We start from the raw sequence: 19,171 nt of genomic DNA on the forward strand, positions 1-19,171 counted from the left end.
AGGCAGCTACCTAACCTACACCGGTATAGTATTAAATTTAAAAGGAGACGGCACCACATCATCGTGGTGCCGTCTCGCAGCCATCCATCACGCAACGTCAAGCACCAAAAGCTATCGATCGTGGGTTGCATATTTTTCCATAGCAGCTAGGCTGCAATGGTATTTCAATGGTTACCGGCCAGTGTTGGGGTTAAAATTGCTGTTACCGGTATTTTGATCCCAGTTGGGAATTTCAGAAAGATCGCTTTCATACTGGGCAAGCTCTAAAGTGGGTACTTTTTCTTTGCACATAAAATAATATTCCGAGAAGGGCAGCGTTTCCTTACTGGTGCCCAGATAGCGCATGTCATCCCCATAGACATAGTAAAACTCCACATCTCCCGGAGGAGTCAACGTTACCTGGCCCCCTCCGCCTTCCCGCATATTCACGGTTTTGAGCGCATACACAAAATCCATCACCGGGTAAACCTCGGGGAAATCCTCCTCAAAGCCCGCATCATAGGGGTATTTAATGGAGCAGGTGGCATAGTATTTTTTGCCTTCTTGGGTATTCTTTTTCACCACCACGCCCTGACCGAGATCAAAGGATACTCCACGCACAGAATCTGTCGCTTCGGCCACGATGCCTTCCGCCATATAAATGTAGTCGGTTCCCGCATCAAACTCCATCAAATCCACCATCATTTTGCCGGTGAGGGTGATTGTATAGTTTTCGTTGGTTTTGCCGTCAATGAGCAGGTCAATGTCATAGACAAAATTTTGATCCTTGGTACTGACAAACTCTTCTGCAAACATGACACTGATATAGGTGGTCTTGCCGGTTTTGCTGGTGGAGCCCGCCGCAAAAAAGGGCTTGCCTGCAAATACATCCGTTTCCAACTGGACATAATCCAGCGTTACACTCCCCGCCTGCTTGCGGGTACGCACACGGATATCCCGTTTTGCCTCGCTCATACGCAGGGTTTCCAGAGGGAGGGGGGTTCTGCCGGTGGACCAAGTGAACATATCGGCGGTGAGGGGGATGCGAATTTCATCCCCCGGCCTGACCTCCAAATCATCGTAATCCCCCGACTGCCCCAGTGAGAATACTTCTTCCAAGGTGTGTTCCTCTGAAAAACCATCAATCCGGCCAAAGGAAGAAGCGAAGCTTACCAGACTGCCGGCATGAATCATAAGCACCGTTGCCAGCAAAAGTGAAAACACCCTGCACATTACTTTTTTCTTTGTCATTCTTCTTTTCCTCCTTCGGAATCCTGAACCTCTGCTTTCACCTTTTTGTTGTCAAAAGGAAAGCTGTCGGATTCCAGCTTCTTGCCGTTCATCTCCAGCGGCTGGTCGGTGACAATAACATCGCCGCCCTCTGCTGTTTTAAAATGCAGGAAGTTTTCAGTATCAATGAAATGCTCTGTATCCTTCATGGGGGTTACTTCACCGGTTTCACGGTTATACAGATACAGGTAAAGTTTGGATGTGTTAAAGCCTTTCAAATCCACTGCCGCCGCTACTTCAACGGTGGTGCCATATTCCCCATCCTGATCCAGACAGATAACCGTCTGGTTGCGGTTGGTGAATTTCTCACGGAACAGCTTGGCTGTTTCGCCGGTTTCCACTTCGTGCAGATACACACCGGGATAGATAAACGGCAGAGGACGATCCACCTGAATAAAGATTCGGCCTTCCAGCACCTGGGTGTTTTCGTGGGCGGTGGTATCCAGCTTGAGGGTTACAACGCCCTCACCCAGTTCTTTGCTTTCCAGAGCGCCCTTCTTGCCGCCGGACCATACCAGATCAAAATGATGGCTAGTCAGGTATCCGATATTTTGAAGCGCTACGGATGCATTGTTGGGGTCCTTAGTCGCCGCCACTTGGCTCTGATAGCGCAACACATCAAAAGGAACATAGAAGCGTCCGGTAAAGCCGCCACCTTTGCTGCCGCCTCCTCTGCGGGACCAGTATTTATCGGGGTTGGGCTTTTCTTCAACCTCATCGCCATCCTCCGGCTTCACCGGCGGAGCCTCTCCAACCTTGATAATCGCTACATATCCGGTTTCCACACCCTCACAGTAAAGGGTATATTCATAAACGCCGATGGCGCTGGGAACCGATACGGTGTAGCCAGCCTCCATATCCCTGCCCGCATTGGGCACGGTATAGAAACGGTTATAAATGGGATCATACAAGCTCAATTCGCTAAAGTTGAACAGATAATTCCCCTTAATGGTGATGCGGGATCGGCCGTTGCCGCCCAGCGTTTCTTGCACCGAATCGAAATAGGCAGGGGTTGCGTCAATTCCAGTCAGGTTGGGGACACTGTCGCCAATCTCCACCTCTGTAGTCAGGCCGGTGGCCAAACCATCAAAGTAAACTTCAAACTCATAGATGTCGTTGCGAAGTCCCCCGCTGTGAGCCGGGAAGGGCAGTGTAACCTGACCGGAGCTCACTTTCGTTCCGGGAGTGGGAATGGTATGAACCGTACCCGAGCCATCCTTTGCTTTCAGCTCCAAGGAGGCAATCTCCATGTTGGAGCCGGTCACTCGAATGTCCGAGCTTCCACCCGAGGCTCCCAATCTGGGGGGAGTGGCCGTTACCGCAGTGGGGCCGACCTCCGGTTTTTCCACTTTGATGGTTACCTGACGGCTCACACCATCGGCATTCTCCAGATTATAGGTGTAGGTAATATCCGCCAGAGTGCGGTTGGCAGGCAGAGTAACCGTGGCAGTACCCTTATTGTTGTTGCTGGCAAGACCAGAAAGGAGAATGGAGCCGGCTGCCGGTGTGCCCGAGATGAACATGCCTGCATAATTGTGCAGATGCAGCCCGGATACTGTGAAATGAACCGTTCCTCCCCCATCCGGCAAGGTCAGGCTTTCGCCGCCCGGGGTAGAAGCGCTATCCGAAACGGTAAAGCCGCTGATGTGGGGTGTGGAAGGCTCCACAGTGACAGTGGCAGTTTTGCCCAAGTCATTGGTTCCATCCCACAGGCTTAAGGTATATACCATCGCCGCTGCACTATCGTTGCGGGCGCATACCAACGGCTTAGTCAGAGTTACCTCTCCGTGAGCCGCAGTGGTCAACGAAATATCGCCCTGAGGTACCCCATCCTTCTCTACCTTGACTTTCAGGTCAGTGTAGTGGTAGAGATTTCTTCCCTTCACTGTAAGAGTAGCTGTGCCTCCCTGGAAATCAAAGCTGGTGGGGCTGGCACTGAGACCGTAGCCGTTGCTATCCAGGTCAGTAGCCGCCGAACGAACCACCACCGTGACTGTATGGGTTTGCCCACCCTTGGTGATCTCAAAGTCATAGGTTTTATCCTGCTGGGTGGTGTTTTCCGGTAAAGTAAAGGTACAGGTTGCTTTGGTATTATTGTGGGTGGGGCTCATTGTTTGACTGGAAGGAGCTGCATCCGCTGGAGCACTAACAGTCAGCGGAGCGAAATTATGCAGATGCACACCCTCAAGGTTCAGACTCAGTGTGCCGCCCATTTCATCGGTTTCCAAATTAACGCCTGTGGTTCCGCCAATGGTTCCTTCAAATTTAGTGATGGCGGGGGTAGCCGGAGCAATGGTGACTGTCGCCTTGGCCTTATTCTCGGTTTGGCTTAGGTCGATTGTTCCAGCGAACAGTGTATACGTGTAGGTTTTAGCGGTGTTGGTCATGTTATTGGATACCGCATGATTTTTGATTACCTCAGAAATGCCATGGGCCTCTAGGTCGCCGACAGGAATAGAGATTATGTCAACAGGGGTTCCTCCCTCCGTAACCACAATTCTCAGGTCACTGTAGTTGTGAAGATTCATACCCTTTACGGTCAGCACCACACTGCCTCCCACATAGGTGGCAAAGTTGGTGGGGTTGGCGGTAATTCCGTGATCCGCTTCGGTGAAGCCGGGGGCTGCCGCCGGAACAACTGAATTGGCATTGGAGCCGGCCTGTGTTCCGTTTAGGAACGCTTTATAGGTATAGGTCTTGGCAGTATCGGTGCTGTTCATAGGAACGCTGGTTGCAAAGGTGGCCTCTGTGCCGCCAACGTTCACGCTGATAAGCGAACCACTGCTTCCATTTGTTGCCAGGGTGGTGAAGTTGCTGCCGGGATTCTGCACTTCGAATTTGATTTGGCCGGCAGCAGCATATTGTAGATTTTGGCCTTCCAGCTTAACTGCAACAGCACCGCCGGTGTAATCAGGATGGTTAGCCGGTGTAACAACAAAGGTGTTTAAAGGTGAAACGCTGGGGACCCTTACCTCAAAGCCCTGGTTATAAGGCGTTTTCATGGCATTGCCCTCTGCATTGAGCAGCCCTGCCTTGATGGTGATGGTGTATTCACCTTCGACGAAGCCCCCAGTGGGCGGCTCAACCTTAATGGCTCCCCCACTAGTTTTAGCTGTATAAGTGACAGTGTAATCGGGGCCTGCACTCAAAAGAACACTATCTCGTTTGACTTCTACGAAGTCCCCCACATTACTGGTGCTCAGCATTTGAGTAGAGGCGGCATACAAGGCCTTGTTATCTGTCTGCCCGTTGGAAACAGCCTCAAAAATAAAGCTTCCAGTGGGCTGGGTGTTGTAAATATTATCGATAAAGAAGGCGGGAGCAGAGGGTATATAGGAGCCTATGTAGGGGTCCTCCGCATTATAAGGCACGGTAAAGACATAAGCATCGTTTTTGTTGCCCGCTATATCCACGGCTTGATCTGCCTTAACGGTAAAGCCAACTATATCGCTGTTGTTCAGTCCGGAATCAGGCTGAACGGTCACAACAATGGTTTTGTTATCGCTGGCAGATTTTCGTGCCGCACTGACAATGGTGCAGTTTTGGAGTGTATCCAGCCAGGTTTTGTTGCAACTGCCCAGATTTGCAATCTCCTTATCAAAGGTCAGTTCAACCCCAAACTGGCCTGCGCCAACCGCCGAGGGTGCCTGCTCCGAAACAATCTGGGGGCAGATCAAATCAATATGAAAAGGTGTTATTTTCCCTGAAGTATCAGCATAATTCGAATTTACCATTTCCCATTCGATTTCATAAATACCATCAGCGGTGCAGGGGAAATTATCGTTGGCCGCAACATTGCCAGTGACTGTCTTCCAAACACCGGGCGAGGTTTCCCCCTGTTTATAAATACGGTATTTCCATGAAACAATGCTGTTGTTGGCTCTTGCATCGGGGGTCAGGGTAACAGCCGTATTGTTATAGGGAGTGCTTGCGGTGTTGGTGACCGGGTTACTGCCAAGTGTGCCGCCTTGCCCGGCTGTGGGCTTGGCCTTGTTGACAGTCAATGTAATAGTTTTGCTTTGCACCAGACCCTCAGAGGTACCATTGTCTGCCTTCACCTGAACCGTCACGGTGTAATCTCCTGCGGGGAGGGTGCCCGGATTATTCACAGAAAGGGTAAATGTTTCGCTCCCGCCGACAGCCACACTGCCGCTGGGCTGGGCAACCATGAACTTATCGGCATCGGTACCGGTTAAAGTTACAGGTGCAGCATCCATAAAGGCCAGCTCTTGATCCCCGGTATTTTTAATGGTTACATTTACCGCCTGAGGAGAGCTGCTGCCATAATCATAAGCAGTAAAGCTATCGTTGCCTTCCAATGTGAACGCATAGTTGCGGGAATAGTTGACGACTAAAGGTGTAACAGTATCTGTTACCTTATTGCCTGCAACATCTTGGGCTGCGGTATAGGTTCCATCTGCATTTTTCTTAGCCGCAATGGTAATCTGACCGGTTCCTGTCAGCGGCGGCGCAATGGTTACCCTATATTTACTGAAACCGTCTCCCATCCCAGCGATCATAAATTGGGTTGAAACCACGGTGCCACCGGTTACCACAAGATCGTTAATATCCAGACCGGTAACTTCTTTCTTATCGAACTCAAAGTAAGCAATAAAGTCTCCGGTTACAGGATTGATGCCTCCATTGGATATAATCAGTTCGGGCCCTTGTGTTGTATAAGGCCCAAAGGCTCCGTAGGCGGGGGCTGTTCCATTTACAGGGAAATCCTTGCTGGCGGCTGAAACAAGACCCGAGATTACCTGCCAGTGGATGTAATAATCCGCTGCTTTTGTCGTTTTGGAGAAAGTATGTATGGTTGTGCGTGTCACGCCATTTGATGTGGGTATGCTGAGATTTTTCCAGTCTCTGTCTGCTTCTGGTATATCCGCAAGATTTTTTTGTGTCGAAACCAGATATTCAGCTATCACATCATCCCTGTTGTAAGGAACGGAAAGGCCTGTATGGTCAATCTTAAGTTTCAGGTCTACTGTCTTCCCGTTTTCGTTCTTATCAACAAAGGTGGAAGGCTCAGCTGTAACCTGAATGTGTTTGTAGTTTGTATCCAGTATTGTAACCCTTTGATCTACAGGGCGATTTAATGAAAGAGGCACCAAGGTACCTGTAGAATCGTCATCAAACTTCATGATTACAGTATCCGAATATAAATCCAACGGCTTACCGTTTTTCAACGGAAGGCGTAAAACCAGTGCATCTCCTGGGTTAAGCTGTGTGGGTATAGGCAATAATGGAGAAACGCCATCAGCCTGATAATATTCCAAATCTTTAAAATCTCCAGCGCTGCCACTGTTGACAGCAAAGCTAAGATTTTGGAGTATATCGGTTGCGCTGCTGCTGTATTCTACCTTTAAACCAACCGCATTGGATTTCGCCTGTGCTTCGGTATAACCTTCCTGCAAATCAACAGAAGGAATAGGGGTTATCGTGAGTGGAAGATTTAACAGCGGCAGCTCAATGGTTGCCGCAGCAGTAACCGTACGTTTAACAGGCTTAAAGGGCTTGCCCTCTTGGCCGGTATAGGTGCTGGTAGCATCGGTATAAAAGGTGGCCGCAGTTGCAAGGGTCGCTCTAATTTTATATTCTCCGGGATTAACGCTCAGGGCATTTATTGTTCCCGCAGTATTGGCTGTTTCACCCAGCAGAACCCTTGTAATATCAATACTGTTTTCTATTGGAACCAATCCAAATTTGCTTGCAATAAGAGGCTGCTCGCTGAAATCAGCATATATCTTTGCGTTTTTCTCTTTATGTTGTGTTTGAATAACTAGAATTGGGCTTTGGGGGTCACCCATATAAAATACTTCCGCCGCACCGCCCAGCCCAGCCTTGCCGTTTTGGCCTGTTATTGCAGAGATTTCTGCCGGCGGCATAGCAACAATACTGCTGTCAGGAATATAGGCCCCATTGTTTCCCGAACCATTGGGGCAGCCAGAGCCAATACCTGCTCCATGTGTTCCTCTGGCCTGCGCTGTAACAACACCGCCATAAATAATAATATTACCTGCAAAAAAGCCACCGTTGGAATGGGCCCCGCCAATGGCAGCCCCATGGCCTCCATAACTTTTATCCGTAGCATCCGGATGTGTAGGATGCAACCCGCTATAGGCTGTTACTGTGCCGCTGCCAATGATAATATTACCGCCCGTAGTCTTTGTAAGACTAGAAGCTACATATGAACCGGTTTCAGTATAATATCCAGCAGCAGTTCCCTGCTGAATATTCGGCGCACCGATTCCTGAACCAGCCGCTCCCGTTGTTTCAGCCCATAACGAGCCTCTGCTGTTATCATTGGGATCAATTGAACTGATGGAAATCTGTGCTCCCTGATTCACTTGCAAAGCTGCATAATCCTTATGCGATGTGAACAGCTTATTGTCGCCATCCAACACAATATTCACCTTCGTTACAGGCACTGCGTTGTTGCCGCTATAAACGCCCATGACCTCCATAGGTGGGTCAGAAGTGGTTTTAATGTTTACATTGCTTAACGTGATGGTCCCATTATACCCAGATCGCACTTGAATTGTGTTGGAGGTTTCCACCCCTGTTCCGGTAATGGTATGATCTCCACTGTTCGCTGCAATGATAATGGAGCCGCTGTTGATGTTATAGCCTGCCGCATAGGCCTTTATAGGCGCAAGAACCCCTCCCGGTAAAAGTGTCAGCAGCAAAGCCATTGCCATAACAAAGGAAATCACCCTTTTGACAGCCGCAAAGCCGGGGGAATATAGCTCTTTCAGTTCCATTTTCGCACATCCTCTCAAGTTTTCATTCTCTTGGCGCTTTTTTATGATCGACCTGCGCCTCTATATAAAACCGTTTTGGCAACGAACAAAAGTAAGTTTTGAGCCCTAGATATTCCCAAAATTTGTATAGCTTTTCGACATATTATTCCATAATTCGCTAGTAAAATATATAACATTAAATTTCATAATTTCATAAAATATCTGCCAAATTGCTAAAAATATCCGCTAAATTTCATTCATATTAAAAAACAAGGAATTGCCATTGATACAAATTCCGTTTCTGTATTTTTTCGCCTTAATTTTTGATATAATAAATAGCAATCCGTATAGTGAGCAGCGTTCCGCTCAAAAACGGATTGCTGCTCACTATACGGATTGATTAAGATGATTAAGGCTTGCTATAGGGAATGGGGAAATTATGTTATATACCGCAACATCTATTGTTTTCTATTATTTGCTCTTTCTGATTTATTACCGACAGCTTATACCTCCAAAAAACAACTCCACGTTCCCGATTCTGCTTTCGCTGATCGGTGTAGCAATCCTTTATCTGACTTTGATTTATCGGAATATGTTGTTTCTTACCATTCCCGTTCTTTTGCCAGCCACCTTTTTGGGCATACGCTTTTGCACAGGGATGAGTTTTCTGCAAGCCTGTTTTGCCAGCGGATATTTCCTTTTAAACGCTTATTGCTTTCATTGGGTATTTTTTATGCTGGCCACTCTTCTCTTTCAGAATTTGGATTACAGATTTTATTATTCCTCTGTGCCATTCACACTGTCTGTTCTTCTGGTTGTGTATATTTTTCTGCGCAAAAGCATCTTAAAAGATGAAAAATTCCGCTTGCTGCTGCACAACAGCCGGCTGCTCAAACCAATTGTGGCATATGAAATAGGCGCCTTGGTTAACCTCTGCATCTTCTTTTCCGGGCACTTCCCTTTAGCCAATAAAACGCAGTATACAGCAATCATTTTAGGGGCTTGCGCGCTGATGCTGGGCATGCACATTTATATTGTTTATCAATCTGCTGCAAGTGCGGAACATCTCCTGGAACACCGGCAAAAAATCAAAATATTAGAGGAGCAGTATGCACGGCAATTGCAGCACTATGAATCATACAGAAAGCATATGGAAAGCTTTCGTGCATTCAAACATGATTTTCAAGCCATTATGGCTTCTTTGCGGGCTTTGATTAGTGCCAGAGAAATCGAAAGTGCCCTTGAGTTGATTCAGAGCATTCATAAGAATATTCATAAGCAAGCACAATCTCACAAAAAATATTCCGACAGTGTGGTTTTGGATGCTCTTCTACAAGATTTGGTCGCCAGCTGTGCTGAAAAAGAAATCAGCCTTTCCTTTAAAGTCTTTTCCACTCAGGATACCGGATTATCTATGTTGGATTCGATCCGTATCTTTTATAATCTCACCAGAAACGCTGTGGAAGCCTGCGAAAAAGTGCCTGTAGCCGAACGGTTCATCAAGATCAGCACAAGTAAAAATAAACACTGGGCAACCCTTGAGGTAGCAAACGCATATGACGGCATGTCGATCGTAACCAACGGGAATATGAGCACAACCAAACCTGAACAACAGGAGCACGGCCTTGGCCTTGGAATTGTAAAAGAAATAGCAGAAGAGCTGGGGGGATTTGTGGTTCATGAACTTGACTCTGAAGCGAAAACTTTCTTGATTCGGGCTCATATTCCTCGCCTCAGCGGGGAACCGCTCTGATTTTCGGCCACAAAACAAAAAAGGGAGTACAGTCAAATTGACTGTACTCCCTTTTTTAGCCAGATCCGGAAATGCCGATATACACTATACCAGCGACATAGCCAGCGACATCAGAAGAATAGAAAGTAAGATGGAAAGAGGGTTTAACGTGCTGGCAACTGAGGTTGCTGCATTGAATTTATTCGAATAAATAAGGCAGGCGTTCGGTATGGCCGAAAATACCGAAACAGACAGCACCTGCTTCATAATCGGGGGCCCGGGCAGGAGCCAAACAATAGCTGCAAACAACAAAACACTGCACCCAACCCGCAGGCCCAATATAGAGAGAATATCAACAAGTTCCTCCTTGTTGATGTGCAGCTCAAAGGAAATCCCCAGCATCAGCATCACCAAAGGGGCATTGGCTTTGCCGATAAACCCCGCCAATTCAATAACAGGAGAAGGAAGCGAAAGGCCCACAATCGATAAAACAGTCATGGCCAAATACGCTACAAAAGGAATAGACCCCAGCAGCGATCTAAAAATATCCAGAAGCCGCCGCCCTATTGAAAGATCCTTCTTATTCAATAGGGTTTTGGCTATCGAATAGGTGGTTCCCAGCGTAAAAATAGAATCCCCGGCATCAAACATGCAGAGATACGGAATGCCGGCAGGATAAAAAGACTGTAAAAAAGGGATAGTGATATTACCCACATTGTATCCCGGTGTGTTGATCAAATAGATGCCCCTTATTTCAGGCTTTTTCTTCCGGGAAAACACAGCCGCCATAAGGAGGCAGAACAGATTGCAAAACAATCCGGCTCCCAAGGCCACCATAAACCAAAGTGTAATCTGAACTTGATCAAAACTGCTGACAATTAAAGCCGGTAAGGTTAGATAAAAAACAGCGTTTGCAAAAACATCCCGGTTTTCCTTTTGGAAAACCCCCAATTTTTTCAGCAGGTAGCCCAAGGCTATCGTTACAAGATAAATGGCCGCCTGAAGCCATATATGCACGGAAAAATCCCTCCTTCTGACATAAAAAGGCCACGTCACATCCATTTTGTAAAATGCAACATGGTCTCTCACCTGCGCTTGCAGTATAGAATTCTTGAATGTAGCCTTCTGATGGGCTGTGTGAACTCATATAGAATAATTATATCATAATGGCACCCTACTAACAAGATGACTTGATTAAAAGGCTTAGTGTCTGCCTTCTATACTATCTTGCGTTTATATTCTTGATGGCTTACTCTTTTCATTTTTGAATTTTCTGAAACTATTCCTTTTCTTTGGGAATAATTTTCCCTGTACGAGAGAGCCTATACACAATTCTTTGGTCAAAAATAACGCACGGACATGTCTTAATTGCATTTGATTCATAAATTTTTCATAAATTTTAGTTTCACTATTGCAATACGCCTTTTGTTTATGTATAATATGACTATCAAACAGATTGTTTTTGCATTTTGCAAATCGATTTCCTGCACGATTTGTTCAGGCAAGAATACACTGTTACAAGGTAAGCAAAGGCGCTACCCTTTATTGGGATAGCGCCTTTTTTATTTTTGATTTTTAGGAGGAAAGGCACATGGAAGAGATCTATGAAGCTGTAAACAGTACCGTGTTTTCCGTATGGTTTCTGATTGGAGCAGTGCTTGTGTTCTTTATGCAAGGCGGCTTTGCAATGGTAGAAACCGGATTTACCCGAGCAAAAAATGCCGGTAATATCATTATGAAGAACTTGATGGATTTCTGTATCGGAACTGTCGTCTTTTTATTTTTGGGCTACAGCCTGATGATGTCAGAAAACTATCTTTTCGGCCTCATTGGCATTCCGAACTTGCAGATCTTCACCAACTTCTCAGAGTTCAATTTCTCCAGCTTTGTATTCAATCTCGTATTCTGTGCAACGGCCGCAACCATTGTTTCCGGAGCTATGGCAGAGCGAACCAAATTTTCCGCCTATTGTATATACAGTGGAATCATCAGCTTGGTTGTTTATCCCATTGAAGCAGGCTGGGTGTGGAATCCCCAGGGGTGGCTGGCCAATTTAGGCTACATAGATTTTGCCGGTTCCTCTGTTATCCACATGGTGGGCGGTCTTACCTCTCTGATTGGTGCTATAATTGTAGGCCCCCGTATTGGAAAATACACCACTGATCCCCAGACCGGCAAAAAAATATCCCACGCTATTCCCGGTCACTCGATCACATTGGGTGCCTTGGGTGTGTTTATCTTATGGTTCTGCTGGTATGGATTTAATGGTGCAGCGGCTACGAATCTGGAGCAGCTTGGCTCAATTCTGCTCACCACTACTCTCGCGCCTGCCGTTGCCACCTGTGTTGCCATGGTCTTTACATGGATCAAAAATGGCAAACCCGATGTCTCCATGTCGCTGAACGGCTCCTTGGCCGGTCTTGTTGCAATCACAGCGGGGTGTTCTGTAGTGGATGCCTTCGGCTCTATTGTTATCGGCGCTGTTGCCGGTATTCTAATTGTGGCGGCTGTTGAATTTATCGACATGAAGCTGCATGTTGACGATCCTGTTGGCGCTATCGCCGTTCATGGTGCCAACGGCATATGGGGTACCATTGCAGTTGGTTTATTTGCAACGGATAAGGCACCCCTCGCTTCTACCAACGGGCTGTTCTACGGCGGTGGCTTCGGCCAGTTGGGTATTCAGCTGCTTGGAATTACATCCATCCTCCTTTGGACAGCTATAACCATGACCATCATTTTTTTGATGATCAAAAAATTTCATGGTCTGCGTGTCTGTGCAGAAGACGAAATTCAAGGCCTCGACCTGCCTGAGCACGGCTTGGTAAGCAGCTATGCCGACTTTATGATCGCCGTTCCTATTCCCGAAATGGGCACATTGCCCGCTGTAAAGCCCGCTGTTTCTGTTCCCGCCGAGGTTGCCATTCCGGTTAGGGATGTTTCCAGCGGAACCGCCAAGCTGACCAAAATAACGATCATCACCAACCAAAACCGATTTGCCACTTTGCAGAATCATCTGGATACTCTCGGAATTACCGGTATCACAGTAACCAATGTTTTGGGGTATGGTATGCAGAAGGGTTATCAACAGGTTTATCGCGGTGTTCCCATTGAGGCAAAGCTTTTGCCCAAAGTAAAAGTTGATATTATTATAAGCAAAATTCCTGTTGAGCTGTTGATCAAAACAGTTAAGGATGCTCTTTATACAGGCAACGTGGGTGACGGCAAGATCTTTGTCTACGATGTGGAAAATGTCGTGAAGGTCAGAACCGGCGAAGAAGGCTACGCCGCCCTGCAGGACGAAGATTAATTCCGCTGGTTATGGGCGGCAAAACGCTTCATTCCGCATCCCGCCACAACCTGCCATACAAACCGGTTCTCCGGATTTTATATGGATTTCACTTGACTCCAAGCCTATTTTAGCTGGATATTCCTCTGGCTGAAAACAGAAAAGAGAGAGCTTTCGCTCTCTCTTTTCTGTTGTTGGGCCGCTTATTCCACAGGAGCATAGAAAAAGGTTGTGTTATCCACAATTCTGCACCATGTCTGATGCTCCAAAACATGAATGATCTGGCTGCGGGTTGCGCCCTTTCCAACTGCCTTCGCTATATCCGTAATGCGAATCAGCTGATCGGCATTTTGTTTAAAAACCTCCAGAAGCTGTTCCCGCAAAGCATCTGTGTTGGGGGCAGCCTTTGCTTTTACAGGCTTAAAGCTGGGGCGTTGATCCGGATGCTTTTTAAAATAAAGCGCATACACGGATTTTATCCGGCTCAGCAGAACAGGCGAAATATGAATCAGCTCCGGCAGCTCCTCAAACCGACAATTCACCAAATCCCGCATTCGTTTATAGTTATGCAGCTCGCAGTAATTAAGGAATGAGCTGTAGCTTTCGTTGCAGTAGATTTCCTTGATTTCATCCATTTTGGTATTCCTTTCGCTTTTGATGACACAAATAGCTATTATACCCGGAAACGCTTTTGGATACAACCCTTATTATCCGGCAAGACGTCTTGATCTCGTATGGTTTTTCACCTATATGAGCTTTTGGGCATAACCTATAGTGCAGTCTCTTTTGCAAATACACTATGTTAGGATGAGATTTATGTGGATTTGGCTTTTGCTTTTGCTGGGCGTCGGCGGCTGTGGCCGCAATTGTTCCTGCCGGGGAAATAGCTGTGGATGCGGGAGAAACCAATGCTCCTGCAGACGTGGCTGCTAGCCAATTATATAGAAAGGGGCCGGACGAAAGTCTGGCTCCTTTTTTAGTTTATCGGTTTTTCACAATACAGCACATTGACAATTATTCATATCTTGCTTATACTACCTTGTGAATAGGATAAACAACACGGCCAGCTTTTTTCACCTATGAGATCACTTTTGTCTATCTGGAGCCAAACTATAACGATCAAAGGATACATTATGATAAATTGGAAACGTAAATTTCTCTTTCTGGGAGTGGGTCAGGCTGCTTCAATTCTCACCAGCTCCATCATGCAGATGGCTTTGGTGTGGTATCTCACGCAGCGAACAGGCTCAGCCGCCGTGATCACCATGTCTACTCTCTCCGGTTATCTGCCCCGAGCCATTCTGGGTATGTTCACCGGCGCCTTCATCGACCGATACGACCGCAGAAAGATTATGGTGCTTTCGGATTCGGTTATCGCTTTGGCTGCTGTTTTGCTGGCCGGGGTGGCGCTGTTGACTGAAATCCCCATATGGCTGATTTTCCTGATTTTATGTATCCGCTCTGTGGGGGCGGCTTTTCACTCGCCCTCGCTCAATGCTATTATCCCCTCCATTGTTCCCAAAGAGGAGCTGGCACGGTATGCCGGCTTCCTGCAAGGCTTCGAATCGGTCTCTATGATACTCAGCCCGGCCCTGGCCGCCTTTTTGTTCAGCATATGGGAGCTAAGCGCCATTGTGCTTTTGGATGTTCTGGGTGCCGCCGTTGCTGTTGCCATCGTATTGCTGCTTCGCCTCCCCAAAAGCAATGCCTCCCATTCAACGGAAAAAGTGCATATCTGGCGGGATACCAAAGAAGGCTTGGCAGTGCTGCGCCGGGAAAAGGGTATGATTGCTATACTGGTAATCAGTTCGCTGTATGCCTTTATCTACTTCCCCATTGGCTCTCTGTATCCGCTGATCACCATGACCTATTTTGGCGGCAGTGTGGCCGATTCCAGCGTTGTGGAGATGGTATTTGCCGGAGGCACTCTGGCGGGCGCCCTATTGCTTGGGTGGATCGGCAAGAAAATCCACAAAGTAGCCGCTATCGCTGCTTCCATCGGAATTTATGGGTTGGGCGCAACCTTTTCCGGCCTACTCTCCCCAAGCAGCCTGCCCTTTTTTATTCTCATATCCGGGGTTATGGGCATCACCATCCCCTTTTTCTATGGGCTGCGAACCGCCATTTTTCAGAGCCGCATCCCCAACGAATATCTGGGCAGAGTTCTGTCGCTGGTCTATAGTGTCAGCCTTTTCGCCACACCGGTTGGCCTGCTGATGGGAGGCGGTTTTTCCGAGCTGGCCGGTGTGCAGAATTGCTTCTTGATTTGCGGAATACTGGCACTTTGCTTGGCCTTGGTCATGTTTTTTACACCCTCTATCCGCAATAGCTGCAACGACCCGCAGGAGCCGACTGCGTGATCGGCTTTCATTTAAATAATAGAACAGGCTCCGCTGTATAAAGCGGAGCCTGTTCTATTATTTAGTGTCTTTTGCAGGGGAATCCGACTAAAAAGTCACGGTAAAGCGTATCCATGTGCCTTCCTTCCCTGCCACGGCAATTTTGCCTTTGTGAAGCTCCACCAAGGATTTTGCAATGGCTAATCCAAGTCCATAACCCCCGGTCTGAATGGAGCGGGATGCATCACTGCGGTAAAACCGTTCAAATATCCGCTCTTTTTCCTGCTCGGAAATCCCGGCACCGGTGTTGTATACTTCCAGCACATTTTTCTCGTTTTCCCGCCGCAGAGTAACCTTTATTTGATCTTCTTTTCCCGAATGCTTGATGGCGTTATCCACCAAAATGGCCACAAGCTGCTTAATCTGAGGCTCTCCACCCGTATACCGCAGCCCCTCCGGCACATCATAGTCAAAGTGTTTCCCATCTTCAAAGGCCCTGCTTTCAAATGCCAAAAGGGTGCTCAAAACCGCACGGCTTAAATCAAACTCGGATACCACCAATTGGTTGGCTCCTTCATCCGCTCTGGCCAGTGCAAGCAGGTCGTGAACCAGCCGGTTCATCCGGTCGGCCTGATCTCGGATTTGCTGTAAGCGAATGTTTGCACCGATTTCATTTTCCAGCACATCCACACTGGCTGAAATAATGGTCAGCGGTGTTTTCAGTTCATGGCTGGCATCCGAAACAAACTGGCGCTGCTTGGCAAAGGTTGCCTTCACCGGCCTGACCACCCACCCGGATAAAAGCAGGGAAAAACCAAACAACAGCACACAGGTAATGGCCGTGACAATCAGCGAAATATAAATCAGCTCATCCAGTATTTTGAGCTCCCGGCTGTTTTCCACAAATACGACAATTTTGCCGTAGTCCTTCTCCTCTACAAGATACCGGTAATTGCCATAGGAGCCCTGAACCTTTCCCGTCTCCAGAACCGCCTCCGAATAGGTCACCGCTTCTTCTTTGGTAAAGCCGAACATCATGTCATGCTGCACCTGCAAAACCTGACCCTGCTCATCCAGCTTAACAAAAAACAGACGGGCTGTGCGCATAGACTGGAAATCCGAGTGAGGCGGTTTTTTGGGCTCGGGGGGCTTTTCCCCTTCTGCACGGCTGGGAGGCACTAAAAACTCCACACCATCCTGCTCCACCACCATTTGCAGGAGCTGATCGGCCTGCTCTGCATTGCGGACATACATAAAAATATTCAGAGTTGCCACCAGCACGGTAAAAACCAGCAGCAGAACCCCCATCATAATGCCGATAAATTTGATCTGCAGCCGTTTGATCATTCTGCTTCCTCCATGGTATAACCCACGCCGCGCACTGCTTTAATTTGTAGGGGTGAACCAATTACAGCCAGCTTCTTGCGGATAAAGGAAATATACACCTCAATGGCGTTGTATTCCGCATCGCTCTCATAGCCCCATATTTTTTCAACAAACCGTTCCTTGGGGATAATCTGCCGGTGATTCTGCATGAGCATTTCCATAATCTGATATTCCTTCTGCCCCAACTTCACCGAGCTTCCCTTATAGCTCAGCTCGTAGCTGCGCTTGCCCAGCTGGGTTCCTCCGCAGGCCAGTTCATCACCGGTGAAGTCTCCCTTCCGGCGGGAAATGGCCCGCAGGCGAGCCAACAGCTCACCGGAAACAAAAGGCTTAGTGAGGTAATCATCCGCCCCGATATCCAGACCCGTTATTTTATCTTCCACCTCGGATTTTGCTGTGAGAAGCAGCACCGGGGTGGAGTTGTTTTTTTCCCGCAATGAGCGCAGAACCTCAAGGCCGTTCTTTTTGGGGAGCATGATATCCAATACAATGACATCGTAGATACCGGTCATGGCGTATTCCTCGCCGGAAAGACCATCGCAAACGGCATCCACCGCATATTTATTCTGCTTCATTAGAGCAACCAGCACATCGGAAAGCTGAGGCTCATCCTCTATGATTAATACATTCATAATGAAACCCCTCCTCTTGCCCTTTAATATAATGTCCACTGAACAAATGCGCTTTGCGAAGCGCATTTGCAAACAGAGCATTTTTTGCTCTGTTTGACGGCAAAACAGGCCTGTTTTGCCGTTTCAGATGCATTGATTGACTGCCTGAAAGGATTTGCGGACACACGCCGCAAATCCTTTGTGCAAAGTTTTTTGCCTTATTCGGCAAAAAACCTTGCACCCAAGCAATTCAAAAACGCCGTCAAAGAATTGCTATTGTCGCGTTTTTGAATTGTTCAACAGGTATTATTATAGCAGAAATACTTGAACAAAACTTGAAAGGAATCTCAAGGTATCTTCAAGGCTGCCGGTTTATTCTTGGTGCATAGCCAAACCGCAAGGAGGTTCCACTATGAAAGCAAGACACGAATTCAAGCACAGTCTCAATTATATGGATTACATCATTCTGCGTAACAAGCTCCGGGCTATTCTCCCCCACGATGACAATGTGGATGCAAACGGAGAATATAAAATCCGCAGCCTCTATTTTGATACACCCGGGGATAAGGCGCTGCTGGAAAAACTGAACGGCTTTAACCGCAGAGAAAAGTTCCGCCTGCGCCGCTATAACGATGATACGCAGTTTGTTCGGCTGGAAAAGAAAAGCAAAATCAGCGGCCTTTGCTACAAGCAGTCTGCCAGCCTTTCCCGAGAGGAGGTCAAACTGCTCCTTCAGGGGCAGTGGGATTGGATGATTCAGCAGGAGCGGCCCCTTGTAGCTGAGCTTTACAGCAAAATGAATGGCCAGCTTTTACAGCCCAAAACCATTGTGGATTATGTGCGGGAGCCTTTTATTTATCCGGCCGGTAATGTCCGCATTACCTTTGACCGGGATATCCGCACCGGGCTGCAATCCAAAGCCTTTTTAGACAACGATCTGCCCACCGTTCCGGCAGGGAATGAAATTGTTCTGCTGGAGGTCAAATACGATGAGTTCATTCCGGGCTTTATAGCGGATTTGCTGCAATTGGGCAACCGAAAAGCCTCTGCCTGCTCCAAATACGCCCTATGCCGGATTTACGGCTAAAGCTACAAAAAAATAAATATATAAAGGAGATTGTTTCCATGACATTCAGCGATATTTTTAAATCAAGCTTTCTTGAAAATGTTACCAGCGTTTCCATTCTTGATATGGTGTTATCCCTCGGCCTCGCCTTTGGTCTGGGTGTGTTCATTTTTCTGATCTACAAGAAAACCTTTAAGGGTGTGATGTATTCCGCCAGCTTTGGCGTTTCTCTCATTGCTCTGAGCATGGTCACCACTCTGGTGATTCTGGCTGTCACCAGCAACGTTGTGCTTTCTCTTGGTATGGTGGGTGCCCTTTCTATCGTTCGTTTCCGCACGGCCATCAAGGAGCCGCTGGATATTGTATTCCTGTTCTGGTCCATTGCAGCCGGTATTGTGCTGGCCGCCGGTATGATCCCCTTGGCCGTATTCGGCAGTCTCTTAATCGGCATTACTCTGCTGGTATTTGTAAACCGCAATTCCATGGATACCCCCTATATTGTTGTGCTTTCCTGCTCGGACGCAGAGAGTGAAAAGACGGTGACGGAACAGCTTAAGAGCTTTGTAAAAAAGAGTGTGATCAAAAGCAAAACCGTTAATCAAAGGGGAATTGAACTCAACTATGAAATTCGCCTTAAATCGGAAGATACCGCTTTTGTCAATTCACTGTGCCAGCTGCCCGGCGTACAAAATGTGGTGCTGGTCAGCTATAACGGTGAATATATGGGATAGGAGAA

11 protein-coding genes are annotated in these 19,171 nt (G+C 47.5%); 5 read left to right on the plus strand and 6 right to left on the minus strand.

Features of this window, described 5'->3' with window-relative positions; genetic code table 11:
* Positions 1–171: 171 nt before the first annotated feature.
* Together U6B65_06180 and U6B65_06185 are read right to left on the minus strand one after the other, a co-directional pair.
* Positions 172–1,230, minus strand: a complete 1,059-nt coding sequence (locus U6B65_06180) for a hypothetical protein (GenBank protein WRS28718.1) — start codon at positions 1,228–1,230, stop codon at positions 172–174.
* Complete coding sequence (locus U6B65_06185; GenBank protein WRS28719.1) at positions 1,227–8,033, minus strand: hypothetical protein; 6,807 nt, start codon at positions 8,031–8,033, stop codon at positions 1,227–1,229. Before U6B65_06185 ends, U6B65_06180 begins: the two co-directional genes overlap by 4 nt.
* Positions 8,034–8,829: 796 nt before the next feature.
* Here U6B65_06185 and U6B65_06190 point away from each other — a divergent pair.
* Positions 8,830–9,765, plus strand: coding sequence for a GHKL domain-containing protein (locus U6B65_06190; protein ID WRS28720.1), 936 nt, complete (start codon positions 8,830–8,832; stop codon positions 9,763–9,765).
* A gap of 84 nt (positions 9,766–9,849) precedes the next feature.
* Here U6B65_06190 and U6B65_06195 read toward each other — a convergent pair whose 3' ends face one another.
* Positions 9,850–10,761, minus strand: coding sequence for an AEC family transporter (locus U6B65_06195; GenBank protein WRS28721.1), 912 nt, complete (start codon positions 10,759–10,761; stop codon positions 9,850–9,852).
* A 574-nt stretch (positions 10,762–11,335) separates the two neighbouring features.
* Here U6B65_06195 and U6B65_06200 point away from each other — a divergent pair.
* Positions 11,336–13,054, plus strand: coding sequence for an ammonium transporter (locus U6B65_06200; protein WRS28722.1), 1,719 nt, complete (start codon positions 11,336–11,338; stop codon positions 13,052–13,054).
* 182 nt (positions 13,055–13,236) lie between these two features.
* Here U6B65_06200 and U6B65_06205 read toward each other — a convergent pair whose 3' ends face one another.
* The gene (locus U6B65_06205; protein ID WRS28723.1) at positions 13,237–13,668 is read right to left on the minus strand and encodes a hypothetical protein; all 432 of its coding nucleotides are present in this window, start codon (positions 13,666–13,668) and stop codon (positions 13,237–13,239) included.
* Between the two features lie 498 nt (positions 13,669–14,166).
* Between U6B65_06205 and U6B65_06210 the strand changes: the two genes are divergently transcribed.
* On the plus strand, positions 14,167–15,393 hold the full coding sequence (locus U6B65_06210; GenBank protein WRS28724.1) for an MFS transporter: 1,227 nt from the start codon (positions 14,167–14,169) through the stop codon (positions 15,391–15,393).
* Positions 15,394–15,480: 87 nt separating this feature from the next.
* Here U6B65_06210 and U6B65_06215 read toward each other — a convergent pair whose 3' ends face one another.
* Positions 15,481–16,719, minus strand: coding sequence for a HAMP domain-containing sensor histidine kinase (locus U6B65_06215; GenBank protein ID WRS28725.1), 1,239 nt, complete (start codon positions 16,717–16,719; stop codon positions 15,481–15,483).
* A complete protein-coding gene (locus tag U6B65_06220) occupies positions 16,716–17,390 on the minus strand; it encodes a response regulator transcription factor (GenBank protein WRS28726.1) in 675 nt (224 codons plus the stop codon). The genes U6B65_06215 and U6B65_06220 overlap by 4 nt, the downstream gene beginning before the upstream one ends.
* Before the next feature lie 391 nt (positions 17,391–17,781).
* Between U6B65_06220 and U6B65_06225 the strand changes: the two genes are divergently transcribed.
* On the plus strand, positions 17,782–18,456 hold the full coding sequence (locus U6B65_06225; protein ID WRS28727.1) for a polyphosphate polymerase domain-containing protein: 675 nt from the start codon (positions 17,782–17,784) through the stop codon (positions 18,454–18,456).
* A gap of 38 nt (positions 18,457–18,494) precedes the next feature.
* Entirely contained in the window at positions 18,495–19,166 is a 672-nt protein-coding gene (locus U6B65_06230; protein ID WRS28728.1) for a DUF4956 domain-containing protein, read from the plus strand.
* Positions 19,167–19,171: the final 5 nt, after the last annotated feature.

This window comes from Oscillospiraceae bacterium MB08-C2-2, from assembly GCA_035621215.1.
Lineage (GTDB): Bacteria > Bacillota > Clostridia > Oscillospirales > Ruminococcaceae > WRAV01.

Excerpts from the sequence above, each read along its gene's own strand:
- U6B65_06180 (WRS28718.1), bottom strand. The coding sequence starts at position 1,230 with ATGACAAAGAAAAAAGTAATGTGCAGGGTGTTTTCACTTTTGCTGGCA.
- U6B65_06185 (WRS28719.1), bottom strand. The coding sequence starts at position 8,033 with ATGGAACTGAAAGAGCTATATTCCCCCGGCTTTGCGGCTGTCAAAAGG.
- U6B65_06200 (WRS28722.1), top strand. The coding sequence starts at position 11,336 with ATGGAAGAGATCTATGAAGCTGTAAACAGTACCGTGTTTTCCGTATGG.
- U6B65_06205 (WRS28723.1), bottom strand. The coding sequence starts at position 13,668 with ATGGATGAAATCAAGGAAATCTACTGCAACGAAAGCTACAGCTCATTC.
- U6B65_06210 (WRS28724.1), top strand. The coding sequence starts at position 14,167 with ATGATAAATTGGAAACGTAAATTTCTCTTTCTGGGAGTGGGTCAGGCT.
- U6B65_06215 (WRS28725.1), bottom strand. The coding sequence starts at position 16,719 with ATGATCAAACGGCTGCAGATCAAATTTATCGGCATTATGATGGGGGTT.
- U6B65_06220 (WRS28726.1), bottom strand. The coding sequence starts at position 17,390 with ATGAATGTATTAATCATAGAGGATGAGCCTCAGCTTTCCGATGTGCTG.
- U6B65_06225 (WRS28727.1), top strand. The coding sequence starts at position 17,782 with ATGAAAGCAAGACACGAATTCAAGCACAGTCTCAATTATATGGATTAC.
- U6B65_06230 (WRS28728.1), top strand. The coding sequence starts at position 18,495 with ATGACATTCAGCGATATTTTTAAATCAAGCTTTCTTGAAAATGTTACC.